18 protein-coding genes, 2 pseudogenes and 1 riboswitch are annotated in these 17,993 nt (G+C 52.4%); all 20 genes and pseudogenes read left to right on the forward strand.

What is annotated here, in order from left to right:
- The first annotated feature begins 188 nt into the window (after nt 1-188).
- The 20 genes and pseudogenes from DQX05_RS15650 to DQX05_RS15735 all read left to right on the forward strand — a co-directional run bounded on the left by DQX05_RS15650 (nt 189) and on the right by DQX05_RS15735 (nt 17,942).
- Nucleotides 189-1,058, forward strand: coding sequence for an NAD-dependent epimerase/dehydratase family protein (locus DQX05_RS15650; protein ID WP_182914775.1), 870 nt, complete (start codon nt 189-191; stop codon nt 1,056-1,058).
- A gap of 25 nt (nt 1,059-1,083) precedes the next feature.
- Entirely contained in the window at nt 1,084-1,509 is a 426-nt protein-coding gene (locus DQX05_RS15655; protein WP_119794489.1) for a GNAT family N-acetyltransferase, read from the forward strand.
- Between the two features lie 284 nt (nt 1,510-1,793).
- Entirely contained in the window at nt 1,794-1,976 is a 183-nt protein-coding gene (locus tag DQX05_RS30850; protein WP_182914779.1) for an NUDIX hydrolase, read from the forward strand.
- Nucleotides 1,898-2,065, forward strand: coding sequence for an NUDIX domain-containing protein (locus DQX05_RS33190; protein ID WP_119794490.1), 168 nt, complete (start codon nt 1,898-1,900; stop codon nt 2,063-2,065). Before DQX05_RS30850 ends, DQX05_RS33190 begins: the two co-directional genes overlap by 79 nt.
- Nucleotides 2,066-2,209: 144 nt before the next feature.
- Nucleotides 2,210-3,025, forward strand: a complete 816-nt coding sequence (locus DQX05_RS15670; RefSeq protein WP_119794491.1) for an inositol monophosphatase family protein — start codon at nt 2,210-2,212, stop codon at nt 3,023-3,025.
- 56 nt (nt 3,026-3,081) lie between these two features.
- A complete protein-coding gene (locus tag DQX05_RS15675) occupies nt 3,082-3,480 on the forward strand; it encodes a class I SAM-dependent methyltransferase (RefSeq protein WP_259392024.1) in 399 nt (132 codons plus the stop codon).
- A gap of 44 nt (nt 3,481-3,524) precedes the next feature.
- Nucleotides 3,525-4,163 (forward strand): histidine phosphatase family protein, encoded by a 639-nt coding sequence (locus DQX05_RS15680; RefSeq protein ID WP_119794492.1) that lies wholly within the window; start codon nt 3,525-3,527, stop codon nt 4,161-4,163.
- Between the two features lie 439 nt (nt 4,164-4,602).
- Nucleotides 4,603-4,732, forward strand: a riboswitch (cyclic di-AMP (ydaO/yuaA leader).
- 6 nt (nt 4,733-4,738) lie between these two features.
- Entirely contained in the window at nt 4,739-5,470 is a 732-nt protein-coding gene (locus DQX05_RS15685) for a CAP domain-containing protein (protein ID WP_119794493.1), read from the forward strand.
- A 194-nt stretch (nt 5,471-5,664) separates the two neighbouring features.
- The gene (locus DQX05_RS15690) at nt 5,665-6,543 is read left to right on the forward strand and encodes a BsuPI-related putative proteinase inhibitor (protein ID WP_119794494.1); all 879 of its coding nucleotides are present in this window, start codon (nt 5,665-5,667) and stop codon (nt 6,541-6,543) included.
- 204 nt (nt 6,544-6,747) lie between these two features.
- Complete coding sequence (locus DQX05_RS15695) at nt 6,748-7,791, forward strand: FUSC family protein (protein ID WP_119794495.1); 1,044 nt, start codon at nt 6,748-6,750, stop codon at nt 7,789-7,791.
- 224 nt (nt 7,792-8,015) lie between these two features.
- Nucleotides 8,016-9,237 (forward strand): annotated as a pseudogene (locus tag DQX05_RS15700) (MFS transporter).
- An 89-nt stretch (nt 9,238-9,326) separates the two neighbouring features.
- Nucleotides 9,327-10,229, forward strand: a complete 903-nt coding sequence (locus DQX05_RS15705) for a TetR/AcrR family transcriptional regulator (protein WP_119794496.1) — start codon at nt 9,327-9,329, stop codon at nt 10,227-10,229.
- A 47-nt stretch (nt 10,230-10,276) separates the two neighbouring features.
- Complete coding sequence (locus DQX05_RS15710; RefSeq protein ID WP_259392025.1) at nt 10,277-11,161, forward strand: alpha/beta fold hydrolase; 885 nt, start codon at nt 10,277-10,279, stop codon at nt 11,159-11,161.
- A 140-nt stretch (nt 11,162-11,301) separates the two neighbouring features.
- A complete protein-coding gene (locus tag DQX05_RS15715) occupies nt 11,302-11,703 on the forward strand; it encodes a histidine phosphatase family protein (RefSeq protein ID WP_259392026.1) in 402 nt (133 codons plus the stop codon).
- Entirely contained in the window at nt 11,700-11,894 is a 195-nt protein-coding gene (locus DQX05_RS32165; protein ID WP_259392028.1) for a hypothetical protein, read from the forward strand. The genes DQX05_RS15715 and DQX05_RS32165 overlap by 4 nt, the downstream gene beginning before the upstream one ends.
- Nucleotides 11,895-11,968: 74 nt before the next feature.
- On the forward strand, nt 11,969-12,397 hold the full coding sequence (locus DQX05_RS15720; protein ID WP_119794498.1) for a hotdog family protein: 429 nt from the start codon (nt 11,969-11,971) through the stop codon (nt 12,395-12,397).
- A gap of 440 nt (nt 12,398-12,837) precedes the next feature.
- Nucleotides 12,838-14,604 carry an ABC transporter substrate-binding protein gene (locus DQX05_RS15725; RefSeq protein WP_119794499.1) on the forward strand — a complete coding sequence of 589 codons (1,767 nt, stop codon included), beginning with the start codon at nt 12,838-12,840 and terminating at the stop codon, nt 14,602-14,604.
- A 344-nt stretch (nt 14,605-14,948) separates the two neighbouring features.
- Nucleotides 14,949-16,721: an ABC transporter substrate-binding protein gene (locus tag DQX05_RS15730; protein WP_119794500.1), complete on the forward strand. Its 1,773-nt coding sequence runs from the start codon at nt 14,949-14,951 to the stop codon at nt 16,719-16,721.
- Nucleotides 16,722-16,910: 189 nt separating this feature from the next.
- Nucleotides 16,911-17,087, forward strand: a pseudogene (locus DQX05_RS33195) (GNAT family N-acetyltransferase); the annotation flags it as partial.
- Between the two features lie 315 nt (nt 17,088-17,402).
- On the forward strand, nt 17,403-17,942 hold the full coding sequence (locus DQX05_RS15735; RefSeq protein ID WP_119794501.1) for an amino acid kinase family protein: 540 nt from the start codon (nt 17,403-17,405) through the stop codon (nt 17,940-17,942).
- The last annotated feature ends 51 nt before the right edge of the window (nt 17,943-17,993 follow it).

The following is a 17,993-nucleotide window of genomic DNA, read 5'->3' on the forward strand; positions in this document are numbered from 1 at the left end:
GGATAGGAGCGCCAATTACATAAGGATGTCAGTTGGATCTGCCGCATCGATTATCCGGACCCCGCATCATCGGCAAGCCGCTCGAGCCTGTGAATGGGGACAAGTTCTAGGCATATCTACATAGGCCGTGTATGCTAGGAAAGCATATTACGGAATGGACCAAAATCATCTGGTAACGGAGGGATAAGGTGAAAATATTAGTGCTTGGCGGAACGAGATTTTTCGGCAAAAAGCTGGTGCACAAGCTGCTGGACAGTGGTGCCGAAGTAACGATTGCCACGCGCGGGGTGACACCGGATCCGTTCGGCGATCGGGTTCTCCGCGTCCAGGCGGATCGCAAGGACCGCGACTCGCTCCAGGCAGCGATCGGAGAGCAGGTCTGGGATGCGGTCTATGACAACATCTGTTATACGCCGCGGGAAGCGCTGATGGCATGCGAACTCTTCGTGGGGAAAGTGAAGAATTATATTTTCACCTCGACGTTGTCGGTATACGGCTGCGCTTCCGCCGCTCATCCGGAAGCGAATTTCGATCCCCATCGTTATCCTTATGAGATGGATCCGGAAAGCGAGGTAGACTATGGCGAAGGCAAGCGGCAGGCGGAGGCCGTATTCTTCCAGCGGTCCGATTTCCCGGTGCATGCGGTCCGATTTCCGATCGTGCTGGGGGAAGATGATTATACGCGGCGGCTTCATTTCCACGTGGACCGCATCCGGCAGGGGGAGCCGATTGGCATCCCGAACCGGGAGGCGAAGATGTCGTTCATCAGCTCGGATGAAGCGGCTTCGTTCCTGTACTGGCTGAAGGATCAGACCGAAGCGGGACCAATCAATGCTTGCTCCAACGGAGAGCTGTCGCTCGATCGCATCCTTGCCATCGTGGAAGAGGCTGTCGGGAGAACGGCGATCGTGGAGCCGCCGGCGGAGGGGAACCGTTCGCCATTCGGCGTTCCGGATCATTGGTATATGGATAATCGCCGGGCGCGGGAAGCCGGATTCGAGTTCCCTGAAGTGACGGATTGGTTCATTCCGCTCGTGCGCACGCTGGCGCGGAATTGACTAGGTTAGCAGGAGGAATGTAAGAATGTTCATTAATGTAAAGCCACGGCTGCGGGAGGCGGTCATTCGCAATCTCATCGAGCTATGTGTATTTCCCGACCCGGACAAGGTGGAAGCTGTATTGAAGACGTATGAGCAGCATCCCGGAGATGAGTTGTGGGGGTATGAGAGCGAAGGCGAGATTGTAGGCATCGTCGGCATCCGGAAGCATGGGAAGGAGATCGAGATTCTTCATCTCGCCGTCCATCCGGAGCTGCGAGGCGCAGGATTCGGCAGGGGCATGATCTTGGAGCTCATTCATCAGGAGCAACCGGATGTCGTCAAGGCCGAGACCGATGAGGAAGCGGTCGATTTTTACCGGAATATCGGATTTATGATTGAGAGCCGGGGCGAAGCCTATCCGGGTGTGGAACGGTTCACTTGCACGTATGAGATTCATCCGGAAGGGTAATAGGAGCCTTGCTCCAGTGCAGAAGAGAGACGCACTGCCATGTGCGCTCTCTTCATCTTTTTGACCTGTTCGTCAATTCTTCTCCTTGTCATCTCCTTGATCGTCATCTTCTTCCTTATCTTGTTTCTCCTCGTGGAATTCCACCGAAGACTGGCCCTTCCAGACATTCCTTGACTTTCAACCTGGATTTGCGGAGTATGAAGACTATTGTTATTGTGTACATATCGCGAGCAGCGGTGCCTGGTGTTTATGGGCGACGAATATGATGACAAAGGAGACATAACATGATTGCATGGTCTCATCGGGACGGTTCCTTCCTGCTCAGAGTGGCGGGAGTGCTGATCCATGACGGGAAGGTGCTGATGCAGCGCAACAAGTCAGGGGATGCATGGGTTCTACCGGAGGCAGAGCGGAGTGGAATGAGCCAACAGAAGAGGCTGTCATCAGGGAATTTGCCGAGGAATTAGGCATATGCGTACGGCCGGTCAGGCTCGTATGGCTGATCGAAAACTTCAATGCTTACCGGCAGGACGGCTTGCACGAATTCGGTAGATAAATGAAGTCCATGCTTGCCCTGGGGAACAAATCGATATTCCGGACGGCGAATTCATCGGCAAATTATTCCTGATTTCTTAGAGTCTTCCCGGTTTGATGTGCAGTGAAGAACCGGGGGAAATAACGACGTCCAGTGAGGTGCGGAATGAACAGAACGTTATTGCATGAAGCCAAAGAGGTGGCGGTAAGCGCGGTGCAAGCGGCCGGGGCGATCATCGCACGGCGCTTCGACACGTTGTACAAGGTGGATGAGAAAGGAGATGCCGGCGATGTCGTGACGGAGGCCGATTATGAAGCGGAACAGGCCATCGTGGAAGCGATCGAACGGAAATTTCCGGATCACCGCATCCTTAGCGAAGAGGCAGGCCAACTGGGACAGGATAGCGACTGGCTTTGGCTCGTTGATCCGCTGGACGGTACGAATAATTATGTGATTGGTCTCCCGGTCTTTGCCGTCTCGATTACGCTGTTGTACCGGGAAGAGCCTATGCTTGGAGTCATTTTTGAGCCGATACCTGACCGGCTCTACATTGCCGTCAAGGGAGAAGGGATGACCCTGAATGGTGAGCTTGTTCGAATGCGGAGGCATGATCGCGAGCTGCATCGAGCGACAGCCGGCTGGATTCAGGGACACGCTGTGGGGCATGAACAGACGGCTGTCCAATTACGGCAGAAGCTGGATCAGTCCTGCAAGCGGATGCTCAGCCTGTGGGCGCCGACGCTGGTGTGGTGCATGCTCGCCAGAGGCATGATCGACGCCATCGTGCTCTATAATTCCGAAGGGGAGGATCTGTATTCCGGCGTATTGATGGTCCAGGAAGCGGGCGGACAGGTGATGGACTTCCAGGGCCGGCCGTTCCGCACGATGTGCAAGGAGCCATACTTGATTGCCTGCTCCCCTGAAGCCAGTGAACCTTGGCTGGAGCTTGTGCGGCAAGGAATGCAGGAACAGAAGGGATAGCGTCACTGAAGCGTCCTGCCAGCACAGGTACGATTTATATGTGAAGGGGTGAACTGATGACCATGATGGACTGGGATTTATCCGAATATGAAGATCCGACATTATATGATCTCGAAAATCAGGGCAATCCTGAGCTGCCGATGGTTCTCGCATGGGCTAAGAAACTGGAAATAGAGGGGAAGCCGGTACTGGATCTGGCCTGCGGAACGGGGCGAACCGCCATTCCGCTGGCGGAGGCGGGTTATTCCGTGATTGGAGTGGATCTGCATGCGGGTATGCTGGAGCAAGCCCGCCGCAAGACTCCGGCCGGAGCGAATATCCGCTGGGTGCAGCAGGATCTGACGCAGCTTCAACTGATGAAGGAGCCCTCATCGTATGTAGCGCTGCTTGGCGAGCAAGTGCTTGATTTTTCCCCGTTCGAGCCCGTGCCTGCCTGGGTTACTTATCAGCGTTGAACGCTGCCAGAGCATGCTTGAACATGGCAGAGAGGAGAAAAGTTATGAAATCAACGATCATTTATCTCGTGCGCCACGGTCAGACGGAGTGGAACCTGGAGCATCGAATGCAGGGGCATCAGGATTCTCCCTTGACCGAGCTGGGTGTCCGCCAAGCGGTCTGGCTGGGTGAGGCGCTGCGGCATGAGACTATCGATGCGATATATGCGAGTTCCAGCGGAAGGGCGTACCGGACCGCCGAGTTGATACGGTGGGAGCGCGATGTTCCGGTTCAGCGCTGCGACGATCTGAAGGAGATTCATCTTGGCGTATGGGAAGGACAGACGCAGGCGTCAGTGCAGGAGCGGGATCCGGATCAATACGATCTGTTCTGGAAAAACCCGGGCCAATTCAGGATTGAAGGTGGCGAGACATTCCATGAGGTTCGGGAGCGGGCTCTAGAGCGGCTATTGACCATTGTGCGTGACCATCCGGGCCAATCGGTCTTGATAGTGACTCATACGGTCGTAGTGAAGCTATTGATGGCTTACGCGGAGAACCGCCCTCTTCATCTGCTGTGGGAGCTTCCCTACATTCATCCGGCATGTCTGTGCAAGCTGCAGTTCAAGGACGGGCAAGCCAGCATTCTACTGCATGGCGACACTTCTCATTACCAGGAAGCGCGCGAGCCGGAAGCCTGGTAATCGCATGTTCGCAGGCATTCGATGAAGGAGTCTCAACGGTACACCAGAATGTACAGCAGCAAGGATGTGAGCAGGCTCGGTGTGCCTAGGAGCCATAGCGTAGCGACGACGGCGGCGATCAGCAGTCCCAAAATAATTCGAATAATCATAGGCCCCTCTATATCATCAATTCGAAGATCCGAATTTTACTATAATACAGTTTGGTGATTTTTGGTAGATAGTGATGGTGGAGGATGGATAGTTTTTATATCAACGAGGGTAGTCTAAATGCTCGAAGATCGCGGAGCAGCATGATTCTCGGGATGCAGAGGCTCGGGAAGTGCGGCGCTAGCAACCTTTTTTAGGTGTCAAAAAGGTTACAAAGAGGTAACAAAATATTAATCTAGTGCCATATATTATAGCATGATCGCTCCTACTATTCGTGTTACGATCTGTACGTAATCGAATCAAGCCGAAGCTCGGAAGAGCGCGGGGGAACCAACTTCTGGGGTGAAGGCGCATTTGCGTCAGGGGTGACCTCTTTGACCCGAACCCGACAGCTAACCTCGTAGGCGGCAAAGGGAGAGATGCAATTTATGAAGAATACACTCAAAATCGTCGCAGTAACCAGTGCCATTGCACTAGCTCCGATCATGGTGGCCGGTTCCGCCTTCGCGGCGCCGCAGACAGATGCGGTGCAGGCGCAAAGCCCGAATTGCTATATGGTCAACGTCAATGGTGTCAATACGAAGGCCGTCATTCCGGATCCGTCGAAGTCCGCGGATTGGCAATCTTGGTTGGACAATCTGGTGAAGGAATGGAATAACCAAGCCAATAACGGCAGCCAGCAGCCGTCGGATCAAGATCCAGGCAGCGTGGTCAACAAGCCGGCGCCTGCTCCTGCTGAACCGAAGCCGGCCGAGCCAGCGCCAGGCACAGATAATGGCACGACAACGGAGAAGTCCGACTTCGCGAATCAAGTGGTGGATCTGGTCAACAAGGAACGGGCCAAAGCCGGCCTGAATCCCCTTAAATCGGATGAGAAGCTGACGAAGGTAGCGATGATTAAGGCGCAAGATATGTATGACAACAACTATTTTGACCATCAATCGCCGACACTTGGTTCGCCGTTCGATCTGATGAGAGCGCAGGGAGTTCAATACCGCACTGCTGGCGAGAACATTGCCAAAGGCCAGCGGACGCCTGAAGATGTTATGAACGCTTGGATGAACAGCCAAGGTCATCGCCAAAACATTTTGAATGCTAACTATACAGCGATTGGGGTCGCGTACTACAATGGCGTATGGGTTCAAGCGTTTACCGGCTAACAAGAAAATAGCGCATAGCTGCAGCGGCACCGGGGGAAGGTGCCGCTGTTTTGTCGCGTTCCGGTTGACGCTGGCTCTGAAAGGGCATTATATTCTTGATTACTGCAACTTCCGATGCCTGCAGTTCGTCAGGTAAAATATAGGAGGATGCGTTCATGCATTCATTCCGATATTCGCGAAGGGAGTAGATTGAGATGAAGCAGATAAGCACGCTTGCCCTTGGATTGTTCATTGCCGGCATGATGGCGCTTCCGGCAGGAGCACACGCTGAACCCCAGACGATTAAGCCCGACAACATAGAAGCAGCGATCAACGAGCTGAGCCGGGCTGATATGGCGGTCCTGCTGACCGAGCTCTTCGGTCTGGATACGAAGACGACAAGTTCGTCATTCGCGGATGCGGCCGATCACTGGGCCACGGCCCAAGGGGCCATTCCCGCCGTCATCGAAGCGGGGCTTATGAAGGGAACAGACGCCACTCATTTCCAGCCGGATCGAAGCGTAACCTATCAGGAGCTGATCGCTGCGCTCGTACGGGCATACCAGCTTGACGAGATTGCCGCGCCGGCGTTCGATGAGGCGAAGTCATCGCCGTACAAGAGCTCGGCCTGGGCGGACCGCTATATTCATGCGGCCGTATCCCTGTCGCTCGTGACAGGGGAGCTTGACTTCCGTGAGCCGATCTCGGAGCTAGCGGCCAAGAAGCTCGCGAAGCAGTTCCAGCAGGCTGTCCAGCTTCCGCAGCTGGAGTCCAAGCTGGAGGTGGGCCGCAGCAAGCAAGGAGAGGCGCTGCTGACGTTCACCGTAACCAATGTATCGCATGAAGAGATGGTTCTTCCGTTCGGCTCCTCGCAGCGCTATGATGTGAAGGTAAGCGACTCGGCGGGCAGAGTGGTATATCAGGCCTCGAAGGACAAAGTTTATTTAACCGTAATGGGAGAGGAGACGGTCCTTCCCGGGAAATCGTTGACATACCGTGAGCCTGTGAATCTGAAGCCGGGTCAAACCTATACGGTCGAATTCTGGCTGGTGACCGAACAAAAGGCGTACTTGAAGCAGGAGATCCAATTATAAAAGCAGAAATGCGGACTTAGGCCTTCTAACCGGACATCCGGCATGAAGGCTTTTTGTCGTCGTCTGAGGCGGAACGGATAGAAGCATCTTGCCGCCTTCAGGACTTGCTTTTACAATAAAATCAGATAAAATAAAACCTTGTCCATACAAGGCATATGATGGAGATCTGTCCATATGGATAGGATAGGAGGAAGGAGGGGGGCCATGGCTTTTGGCGCCCGGGTGTTGAAGACGGGGATTGCCGTTACTCTCGCCTTATACATCAGTCAATATTTTCAATTCAAAACGCCGGTGATTGCCGCCGTAGCGGCCATCTTCGCCATGCAGCCGTCCATCTACCGGTCATGGCGTTATTTTCTCGATCAACTGCAGACAAATACACTGGGGGCCGCGATTGCCCTGCTGGCCGGGATGGCGTTCTCGAATGAGCCGATTGCGGTCGGGATTGTATGCATCGTGGTTATCATTATCTGTCTTAAAATGAAGATGGAGGAGACGGTAGGGCTGACGCTGGTCACCGTCATCTCGGTCATGGAAGCATCGGGGCAATGGGACTTCGCGCTTGGACGGTTCTCGCTGACTTTAATTGGTATCGGTTCGGCATTTCTAATCAATATTTTGTTCTTTCCGCCGAATCCGCAGGCGCAATTTATCGGGCAGATTCAGAATGTATTCAGCCGGATGTCGCTTCTGCTGCGCACCGCCATCTCGGATGAGATGAAGGAGAGCGCGTTCCGCGTCGAGAAGCAGGGGTTGGAGGATTCCTTGAAATCGATCTCGGACAAATACAAGCTCTTCGAGGAGGAGACGAAGAAACTGAAGCGGGCCAAATACCGGCATACGCGCCGCATCGTCGTGTACAAGCAGCTATTGAATACGCTGCGCAAAGGCATCGAGGTGCTGAATATCATCGAGGAGCATTATTTCCAGTCGGCCCGGACGAAGGAATCCGATCTGTTCTTCGATCGCCATCTGGAGCTGCTCATTAAGTGCCATGAGCATGTCCTGCTGAAGTTCGAGGACAAGGTCAAGCCCGACAGCGGCGAGATTGCCAATCTGGAGCGGGAGAACGAACGCTTCATGACCGAGGCGCTGCAGTACGGTGAGAATGGACCGGAAGGAGTGCTGCGGTTGTCGATTGTGGCTGCGTCCTTATATGAATACGGCCACCAGATCAGCCGGCTTGACCGCCTAGTCGGACATGTAGATAAAGAAGAAGATAAGGGACTGCTGCAAAGCTTGCTGTAGTCCGGCCGCTTGAATTCCTTTGCAAGAGCCGCGAATGCGGTTCTTTTTTTGTGGCGTCAGTGTCCGGGAAGCTATTTAGGAACCTTTTGACTTGAGCGAGCTTGCTGAGGTAGAATATTATCGACCCAATGGTCATTTTAAGAACTAATGGGTACCGATTTTGCGGGGGACGCTGGACTCACGCTAGCCCAGGCAGCGAATCAACAGAAGGACAGACGAGAGAGATGTCGCAAGCAAGGCGGAAGTACAACGGACCATTGGTCATCTTGATGATGAACATGTTCGTGACAATGGTAGGAATGGGGTTGATCATCCCCATCTTGCCTTCTTTTTTGCAGGAATTCGGCGGTGGAGGGCAGGCGATGGGCTACCTGGTTGCCGCTTTTGGGTTGACCCAATTCCTGTTCTCCCCGATTGCAGGGGAATAGTCAGATAAATACGGCCGCAAAATATTGATTGTAAGCGGGGTCGGCATATTTGCTTTGTCACAAATTGTGTTCGCCTTCGCGGATCAGATGTGGATGCTGTATGTGTCCCGTCTTCTCGGCGGCTTGGGGGCGGCCTTGTTAACCTCGCCCATGATGGCGTATATTGCCGATATTACGACCGAGGATGAACGGGCCAAGGGGATGGGACTGTTCGGCGCCTCCATGACGCTGGGGGTGGTCATCGGTCCGGGCATCGGGGGACCTGCTCGCGGAATACGGCATTCGCGTTCCCTTCTACTTCGCTGCCGGGTTAGCCGTCGCTGGAACGCTGCTCTCCCTGATATTCCTGCCCGAGACGCTGCCTCCGGAGAAGCGGAGCGCGATACAGGCGAGCAAGAACGGGCCGCGGCCGACTATGGTGCAGCAATTTCTAGCTTCCTTTAAGGCGCCGTATTTTGTGCTGCTTGCGCTTGTTTTTACGATGTCATTCGGCCTGCAAAATTTCGAATCGATATTCGGGTTATACTTCGACGGCAAGCTCGGTTTCACTCCGAAGCAAATCTCGCTTATTATTACGTTCGGGGCCCTGATTGGGGTTATCGTGCAGGCGGTTCTGATTGATCGTCTGCTCCGCCGCTTCGGCGAGAAGAAGGTGCTGCATGCTTCCTTCATCCTGGCCGGGGGATCGATGGTATTGACGCTCTTTGTCCGGCAGTTCGGAGCGATTTTTGCCGTAACGCTGCTGTTCTTTGACGCTACCGCGATCATTCGGCCGGCGCTGAATACGCTGCTTTCCAAAATGGCAGGCAACGAACAAGGCTTTGTCGCCGGCATGAATACGGCGTATATGAGTCTGGGCAATATTATCGGGCCGTCGATTGCCGGAATTTTGTATGACGTGAATACCAATATGCCTTATTTATTCGGAGCCGCGATTTTATTGCTCAGCACGATGATTCTCGCAAGCTGGAAGCGAACCGGGAAGGAGGAGGTTCCATCCTCGACGGCGTCCATGTGAGGGAGTTGATTGCAAGCGGGGGGGCTTTTTCGTTACGATAGGTCATATTCTCATGCGCGGAACAGTAATTACAGGGGGCATCAATAGTTATGGAGGATCGTTCAGCGGATAAAAAGAAGCATATTTTGCAGTCGGCGATGAAGCTGTTTGCTACGCAGGGCTATGTGCAGACGACGATGCAGGAGATAGCCCAATATTGCAAAATGTCCAAGGGCAGCGTATATCAGCACTATGCGTCCAAAGAAGAACTGTTGTTGAGCATATTCAAATATTATTACCGGCTGCTCTATGATCGGATGCAGATCATTGAACGGGATCCGTTATTGACGCCTCGTGAACGGATGAAGAAGAAGATCGAAGTTCATATGGTGATGTTGTCCGAATATCCCGAGTTCACCACGATGCAAATGCGGGAAAATGCCGGATTCGCCAATAAAGAGATCCACCAATTTCTGCAGCAGGTCAGTCTTGATAACACCCGGAGCATCATGAATGATTTGACGGATATGTACGGGAACGCTATCTCGCCTTACAAGCTTGATTTGACCTTGCAGTTGCATGGAATCATTTCCACCTATTTAAATGTTTTACTACTGGAAGAGGTTACAGTGAAGCTGGATCGGCTCAGTGATTACGCGCTTGATCTGGTCGATCTGAACGCGCAAAAGCTGCTGCAAGCCCGGCCGGAACCGTTCATGAAAGAGGAGGATTGGCCGGCGCTGCTTCATGCGATCAGCCAGGAGCCGCAGAAAGCGATGCATCCACTCGTCCTCGTGCAGAAAATGCGCGAAGAGTTGAGCCGCCAGAGTCTCCCGCCCGAACAATACCAGGATGCCATTGATTCGCTTGCGGTGCTGGAGCAGGAGCTGATGGAGATTCAGCCGCGGAGGATCATTGTACTGGGGATGCTCGCCAATCTGAAGCGGTTGGAGACGCTGCGTCCTGTCTGCGATCAACTGGAGACGGCCGTGCAGCATTTGAACCGGCTGTAAGGCAAGAATAAACATGGTTCTCACGGGGCACCCTGAGCCTAACACTTATGATGAGAGAGGTGACCGGGGTGCCGATTGCCCGCTTGAACGGTGTCAGCCTGCACTATCATGTGCGAGGCAAAGGGGTGCCCATCATCTGGATCCATCCGCCATTACTGACATCGGAAAATTTCAATTACCAGATGGCCCAATTGTCTGACAGCTTCCGTCTGATAACGTTCGATATCCGGGGCCACGGATACAGCGGAGCGTCCGATGAGCCGATCACGTATCAGCTTATCGTTGAGGATATGCTCGCCCTTATGGATAAGCTGGGCGTGAAGCAAGCGTATGTCGGCGGCTACTCTACCGGCGGATCGATCGCCCTGCATGCGCTCTTGTCCGCCCCGGAGAGATTCCTCGGCGGCGTGCTGATCAGCGCGATGTCAGAAGCGAGTGATATGTGGATGCGCAGCCGTATTCGCGGAGCGGCAGCTTTGACGCGCTTGAAGGCCAAGTCGCTTATTTCTTGGGCCATCACATGGGGGAACGCCGACAGCCGCCTTACCTATAAGAATCTTCAGCGAGCGGCCAGGAGAGGCGATATTTCCAACTGGAGGCAATATTACCAATATAGTTTAACCTACAATTGCACGGATCGGCTGCAGGATATCAAGGTGCCGGTACTGCTTATCTATGGGCAGAGCGACAGAAGCTTCCACAAATATGCGCTTATCTTGCATCATGGCCTGCCGAACAGCCAATTGTACTGGATCCCGAAGGCGAAGCATCAAATTCCGACCAAAAATGCGTTGGAGATGAATTGGCTCATAGAGCAGTGGGTGAAGAACCGCTGCAGGACGCTGCCCGAGGAGCGGGAGGAAGCGTTGGCATGGTCAGGGCATTTGTATGATGCCGACAAGGATGCTCCGGAAGAATATATGCAGCATTGATGATCGTGATTTTGCTGAAAATGCGAGACAGGCCTCTTTAGAGGTCTTTTTTGTGATCGGGCAGGGAAAATGGCACTCAGACGCGAAGTGTCTTATGTTATCGTGTACCATGCGAATCACGTGAACAGGAGACGATGCCAATGAACATGGAGAACGAAGCGCGAGAGACCGTTGTCTTTTTTATCAGGCATGCGGAGTCGGAATATGCGGCAGGGCGCGAACGGGATCGGGGATTAACTGAGCAGGGGATGAAGGACGCTTGGCTCGTCAGCGAGGTGCTTGCCATGGAGCCGATCGATCATGTCTATTCCAGTCCGTACGCCCGGGCGATTCTGACTGTTCAAGCGCTCGCTGACGCGAGGGGAATGACGGTGCACACGGTTGATGAACTCCATGAACGCCGCATCGCCGGTGATGCCCACCCGTTGAATGCTAGTCAATTCGTCGCGGCGAAGCGAAGAGCGTTCGAAGATTTCAAGTATGCGGAACCCGGAGGCGAATCAAGCGAAGCCCCGCCCAGTCCAGGGCTGTTCCTTCCTTGATCGGATTAATGCGGCGGCATGAAGGGCAGCGGATTGCGCTTGGTACGCATGGCGATATTATGACGCTGATGATGAACTATTTTGATTCCGGTTACGGATACGATTTCTGGAAGGCTACCAGCATGCCTGACATATACCGCTGCGCCTTCCGCGGCGGGAAGCTTGTGGAAGTTGAATGGAAGTGGAGATAAGCTGCTAGTGGCGTGATCGTCAACATAACCATTTGTATTTTTGTATAAAACATGAAAGAAAGCAGGGACAGGAAATGATAGACAACCGCAATGGACTAATGGATCGGCTGCCGCACCGGTATCCATTCCTGATGGTGGATAGTATTACCGGTATTCAAGCAGGTCAATGGGCGAAGGGCACCAAAAAAGTCACCGGAACGGAATGGTATTTCGCCGGTGAAGCGGCGGAACAGACGATGCCGCATACGATAATCGTCGAAGCTTTGGCCCAATTGGGCGCGTTGGCGGCGATGGGACAGGGCGGCAAACTCGGCTTTTTGTCATCCATTAAGGGGGCGGAGTTCTGCGGACATGCCTCACCGGGAGACTGCCTTGACCTGGAGTATACGCTGATTAAGGCAAGGCGCGGTTTCGTTGTAGGTAGCGGCAAGGCGGCGGTAGAGGGCAAAGTCATTGTGAGCGTGGATGAGATTATGGTATATATGGAAAACGGTAATATATAATGTAAATAAATTTATTTTACTATAAATATTAACATAAATGGGGTTGTCACTGGCAGCATGCGTGGTGACCATACCGCCAAGCAATCGACAATTTATTGTTCAACCCTCTTCCGAGATGGAAAGGTTTTTTTGTACCGGAATGGGAAATTCCAGTATGTGGATGAAGAAAGGGAGTGTGAGATGATTGTAGACTAAGCGATGCCGGTGGCACCATTTTAGAAGATTACAAAAATTTTAAACTGGGGATTTACAAAACGTTCATCGGCAAGTATTATATTTTTAACTACTTGGCTAGCACACAAACAACGCGATTCCTGCATAATTATTTGACCAAAGTTCGAAAATTGTTCTATCGTTTTGCCGCCTGTCGGCAAAACCCTTAACTTGGTTACTTCTTAGTGTCAACATAATTAATATATGAATGTAGGGGGAGTTGTGCAGTGAAGAAAAGTTGGGTTATTTTTCTATGCTTGCTGATGTCACTTACGCTAGTGCTCTCAGCATGCGGCGGTGGCGGCGATGCCGCGGAACCGACCAAGGAACCGGCTCAAGAGCAGCAAGGTAACGAGCCTGAGAAGAAGGGTGGAGAAGAGGCTTCCGGGGATTCAGGGTTCGTCAACGAAGGGATTGTAAAGGCTTCCGATCCGGGCAAGTCGCCAGCTACCGCCACGTCCCGGACAGACACTCTTATCATCGGCATGCAGGCGCCAGCCGGAATCTTCCATCCTCTTTACGCAGAGACGACCTATGACAATTACGTCATGAACACGTTGTTCAAGGCGATGCTGGAAGTGCAGAAGGACGGGACGTATGCTCCGGTGCTGGCCGAGAAGTATGAAGTCTCACCGGATAATTTGACTCATACGTACAAGCTGAAGGAAGGCTTGAAGTTCAGTGACGGCTCGCCGCTGACGGCGGAAGACGTCGCCTTCACGATTACTGTGCTGCATGACAAAGCCTATGATGGTCCGTCAGACATTATCAGAAATGCCAAGATTAAGGGCGGCAAGGAATACTTTGACGGCAAAGCAAACTCCATTGAAGGCATTAAGATTATCGATCCTCTCACCATTGAATTCACAACGATTGAACCAAGCGCATTGGCGCAGTCCGCTATTGGCGCTACGCCTATTATCTCCAAAGCCTATTACGGAAAAGATTATAAACAAGGCAATTTGAGCTATATGAACGATCTGTTCACGAAGCCGCTCGGCAACGGTCCATACAAACTGGAGAAGTTCCAGGCCGGTCAGGATGTGTCCTTTGTCGCGAATGAGAATTACTTCAAAGGCGCACCGAAGATTCCGAAGCTGATCTACAAGTTTACGAATGAAGAGACGAACGCCCAACTGCTGCAGACCGGGGAGACGGATATGGACTTCATCTCCGCGAATCTTGACAACTTCGAGCTTCTCCAATCGATGGGCTTCCTGGATGTATCCTTGTTCCCGACAAATGGTTACGGTTACATCGCTTTCAACCACAACCGGGCGAAGTTCCAGGATGTGAAGGTGCGTCAGGCATTGGCGATCGGCCTCAATCGTGAGGAAATCGTTGAAGCTGTCTACCAAGGCTATGCCGATGTCATCAACATACCGCAATCGAAGCTGTCCTGGTCTTATACCGATGAAGTGAACAAGTACGAATTCGATCTGGAAAAAGCAAAGCAACTGTTAGAAGAAGCAGGTTGGAAGGTCGGTGCGGATGGCGTCCGTGAAAAAGACGGCGAAAAATTCAAGATCAACTTCGCGGCTACCTCGCCGAACGTGGTGAATGACGCCATTATCCCAGTAGCGCAAGCGAACTACAAGGAATTGGGCATCGAATTCGTTGCCGAGCAAATGGACTTCAACGCGGTTGTCGAGAAACGTAAAAAGGGCGATTTCGATATGCTGTTCATGGCATGGGCATTGACCCCGGATCCGCAGGGGGCACAAAACGTGTTTATAACGGGCGGATCGCAGAACGAAATCGGCTATTCCAATAAAAAAGTCGACGAGCTCTTCGAAAAAGGCGGAAAAACGCTTGATGTAGAGGAACGCAAAGCGATTTACAAAGAGCTGTATCAGGAAATCAATGAAGATATGCCATACATCTTCATGTACCAGCGCCGCGATATGTGGGGGAATAATGCCCGCTTCACAGGACTGGATATGACGCCTTACCGCAACTTCTCATACGGTGTAGATTCGTTGCTGATTAATTAATCCAAGCTTGACGAACCCTCCTCCCGTCATTTACGGGGGAGGGTTTTTATGTCTGGAAAGGTGCTGGCGCTTGTGCACGTCCGTCACCATCATCGAATATTACGCCGGACCCAGGAGATGAAGAAAAATCCTATATTTTCTAAACAAGGGATTTACAAAACATTGATAGGCAAGTATTATATTCTTTAACTACCTAGCTCAAACACAAACAACGAGATCCTGCATAATTATTTGACCAAAGTTCGAAAGTTGGTTATCTACGTATGCCACAGAAGGCAAACCATTAACTTCGTTACTGCTTAGTGTCAACATAATTATTACATGAATGTAGGGGGAGTTGTGCAGTGAAGAAAAGTTGGGTTATTTTTCTATGCTTGCTGATGTCACTCACATTAGTGCTGTCGGCGTGCACCGGTGGTGGCGATGCCGCGGAACCGACCAAGGAATCGGCTCAAGAACAGCAAGGTAACAAGCCTGAGAAGAAGGGTGGAGAAGAGGCTTCCGATTCCGGGGATTCCGGGTTCGTCAACGAAGGGATTGTAAAGGCTTCCGATCCGAGCAAGTCGCCGGCTACCGCCACGTCCCGGACAGACACTCTCATCATCGGCATGTCTGCGCCAGCCGGAATCTTCCATCCTCTTTACGCAGAGACGGTATATGATCAATACGTTATGAAAACCTTGTTCAAGGGGATGCTGGAAGTGCAGAAAGACGGGACGTATGCTCCGGTGTTGGCTGAGAAGTACGAGGTTTCCCCGGATAATTTGACCCACACGTACAAGCTGAAGGAAGGCTTGAAATTCAGCGACGGTTCGGCATTGACGGCGGAAGACGTGGCCTTTACGATTACCGTGCTGCATGATAGTTCGTATGATGGCCCTATGGACATCCTCAGAGACGCCAAAATCAAAGGCGGCCGGGAATATTTTGACGGCAAAGCCACCTCCATTGAAGGCATCAAGGTTATCGATCCCCTCACCATTGAATTCACAACAATTGAACCAAGCGCATTGGCGCAGTCCTCTATCGGAGCGACAGAGATTATCTCCAAAGCCTATTACGGAAAAGATTACAAGCAAGGCAATTTGAGCTATATGAACGATTTGTTCACGACGCCGCTCGGCAATGGTCCATACAAGCTGGAAAAGTTCCAGGCTGGCCAGGATGTGTCCTTTGTCGCGAATGAGAACTACTTCAAAGGCGCGCCGAAGATTTCGAAGCTGATCTACAAGTTCACGACAGACGAGACGAACGCCCAACTGCTGCAAACGGGAGAGACGGATATGGACTTCATCTCCGCGAATCTTGACAACTTCGAGTTGCTCCAATCGATGGGCTTCCTTGACATTTCTCTCTTCCCGACCAATGGTTACGGCTATATCGCCTTTAACCATAACAGGGTGAAGTTTCAGGATGTGAAGGTGCGTCAGGCATTGGCCATCGGGCTAGACCGCGAGCAAATCGTGGAAGCCGTCTACCAGGGCTATGCGGATGTCATCAACGTTCCGCAATCGAAGCTATCCTGGGCCTATACCGATGAAGTGAACAAGTACGAGTTCGATCTGGAAAAAGCAAAGCTAATGCTTGATGAGGCGGGCTGGAAGGTTGGCGCGGACGGCCTGCGCGAAAAAGACGGCGAAAAATTCAAGATCAACTTCGCGGCTACCTCGCCGAACGTGGTGAATGAAGCGATTATTCCGGTAGCGCAAGCGAACTACAAGGCATTGGGCATCGAATTCGTTGCCGAGCAAATGGACTTCAACGCAGTTATCGAGAAGCGGAAAAAGGGTGATTTCGATATGCTGTTCATGGCATGGGGACTGACCCCAGATCCGCAGTCGGCACAAAATGTGTTTATAACGGGCGGCTCTCAGAACGAAATTGGTTACTCCAATAAAAAAGTCGACGAGCTGTTCGAAAAGGGCGGAAAAACGCTTGATGTAGAGGAACGCAAAGCGATTTACAAAGAGCTGTATCAGGAAATCAATGAAGATATGCCATACATCTTCATGTACCAGCGCCGCGATATGTGGGGCAACAATGCACGCTTCACGGGGCTCGATATGACGCCTTACCGCGACTTCTCTTATGGTGTAGATTCATTGATGATTAATTAATCCATGCTTGCCGAACCCTCTCCCGTCATTGCGGGGGAGGGTTTTTTGTGACAGGAAATGGTCTTGATAAAGTATTATTTTTATGATTTTTCTGCATATAATGATGCGGATGTGCTGCCGAACGGACGCTATGGGGAGTACCCGGATCTGACACGGTATTGAGAGCCTGGCTCGGGTCACCATCCTTATTTCATCGAGACGAATGATGGATTGTCCGGATTCGCCCTCGTCAGCGTGGAGGATAACAGGGGCGCGCCACTCCATGTGATGAGCGAGTTTTTTGTGATGAGGAAGTACCGCAGCCAAGGAATCGGGAGCGCAGCGGCGTGTACCTTATTCGATGCTTATCCGGGTGTTGGATCGTGACACAGATCAAAAGGAATGTTCCGGCCCAATTGTTCTGGCGAAAGGTTATCGCGGACTATACGGCCAATCAGTATACGGAGCATGAAGAACCGAATAAAATAGTAATCGTTAAGAAGCGCAGGCGGATGCCGCCGCTGCCTCTCGATGTATGCACGGCCCAAAGCCAAGGCTTCATCGGCTTCATGATTCAACAATTATTGCGCAATGAACTGGCAAGCGCCAGTAGCTGCCGATCGGTCGTCAGCTTGATTACGAGAGTGGAGGTGGAGGAAGACGATCGGCAGCTTCTACACGGAGGAGGAAGCGAAGCGGTTCATGAGCGAGAAAGGCTGGCAGTTAAAGCCGGATGCGAACCGGGGCTGGCGGCGTGTCGTCCAGTCTCCGCGGCCTCGAGCGATTGTGAAAGCAGACGTCGTAAGGCAACTGCTCGAATTGAACCAGATTGTCATTGCCTGCGGCGGAGGAGGGATTCCGGTTATCCGGCAGGAAGACGGCATCTATGCTGGTATAGAGGCCGTGATCGACAAAGACTTCAGCAGCTGCAGGCTCGCTCGCGAGATTCAAGCCGATGTGCTGCTTATTCTGACTGACGTCAAGCACGTCTATGCCGGCTATGGCGGTCCGGAGCAGCGGCCCCTGACCAGCTTAACCCCATCTTCCGCGGCTGAATACATGGAAGCGGGGCACTTCAGCCAGGGCAGTATGCGCCCGAAGGTGGAGGCTGCGGCGTCCTTCGCCGTACAGGGAGGAACCGCGATTATTTGTTCCCTCGATCAGGCAGATCTCGCACTGGCCGGTCTGGCCGGCACGCGGTTCGTTCCGGAGACCGCCGAAGCGCCGAGTGATTCTCGATAGGTTACATAGATACCGGGCTTGCCAGGAACAATAAGGGGAGCCTACGGTGAA

Origin of the sequence: Paenibacillus thiaminolyticus (assembly GCF_003591545.1) — a bacterium.
Taxonomy (GTDB): domain Bacteria; phylum Bacillota; class Bacilli; order Paenibacillales; family Paenibacillaceae; genus Paenibacillus_B; species Paenibacillus_B thiaminolyticus_A.

Excerpts from the sequence above, each read along its gene's own strand:
- DQX05_RS15655 (WP_119794489.1), top strand. The coding sequence starts at position 1,084 with ATGTTCATTAATGTAAAGCCACGGCTGCGGGAGGCGGTCATTCGCAAT.
- DQX05_RS30850 (WP_182914779.1), top strand. The coding sequence starts at position 1,794 with ATGATTGCATGGTCTCATCGGGACGGTTCCTTCCTGCTCAGAGTGGCG.
- DQX05_RS33190 (WP_119794490.1), top strand. The coding sequence starts at position 1,898 with ATGGGTTCTACCGGAGGCAGAGCGGAGTGGAATGAGCCAACAGAAGAG.
- DQX05_RS15670 (WP_119794491.1), top strand. The coding sequence starts at position 2,210 with ATGAACAGAACGTTATTGCATGAAGCCAAAGAGGTGGCGGTAAGCGCG.
- DQX05_RS15675 (WP_259392024.1), top strand. The coding sequence starts at position 3,082 with ATGACCATGATGGACTGGGATTTATCCGAATATGAAGATCCGACATTA.
- DQX05_RS15680 (WP_119794492.1), top strand. The coding sequence starts at position 3,525 with ATGAAATCAACGATCATTTATCTCGTGCGCCACGGTCAGACGGAGTGG.
- DQX05_RS15685 (WP_119794493.1), top strand. The coding sequence starts at position 4,739 with ATGAAGAATACACTCAAAATCGTCGCAGTAACCAGTGCCATTGCACTA.
- DQX05_RS15690 (WP_119794494.1), top strand. The coding sequence starts at position 5,665 with ATGAAGCAGATAAGCACGCTTGCCCTTGGATTGTTCATTGCCGGCATG.
- DQX05_RS15695 (WP_119794495.1), top strand. The coding sequence starts at position 6,748 with ATGGCTTTTGGCGCCCGGGTGTTGAAGACGGGGATTGCCGTTACTCTC.
- DQX05_RS15705 (WP_119794496.1), top strand. The coding sequence starts at position 9,327 with ATGGAGGATCGTTCAGCGGATAAAAAGAAGCATATTTTGCAGTCGGCG.
- DQX05_RS15710 (WP_259392025.1), top strand. The coding sequence starts at position 10,277 with ATGATGAGAGAGGTGACCGGGGTGCCGATTGCCCGCTTGAACGGTGTC.
- DQX05_RS15715 (WP_259392026.1), top strand. The coding sequence starts at position 11,302 with ATGAACATGGAGAACGAAGCGCGAGAGACCGTTGTCTTTTTTATCAGG.
- DQX05_RS15720 (WP_119794498.1), top strand. The coding sequence starts at position 11,969 with ATGATAGACAACCGCAATGGACTAATGGATCGGCTGCCGCACCGGTAT.
- DQX05_RS15735 (WP_119794501.1), top strand. The coding sequence starts at position 17,403 with ATGAGCGAGAAAGGCTGGCAGTTAAAGCCGGATGCGAACCGGGGCTGG.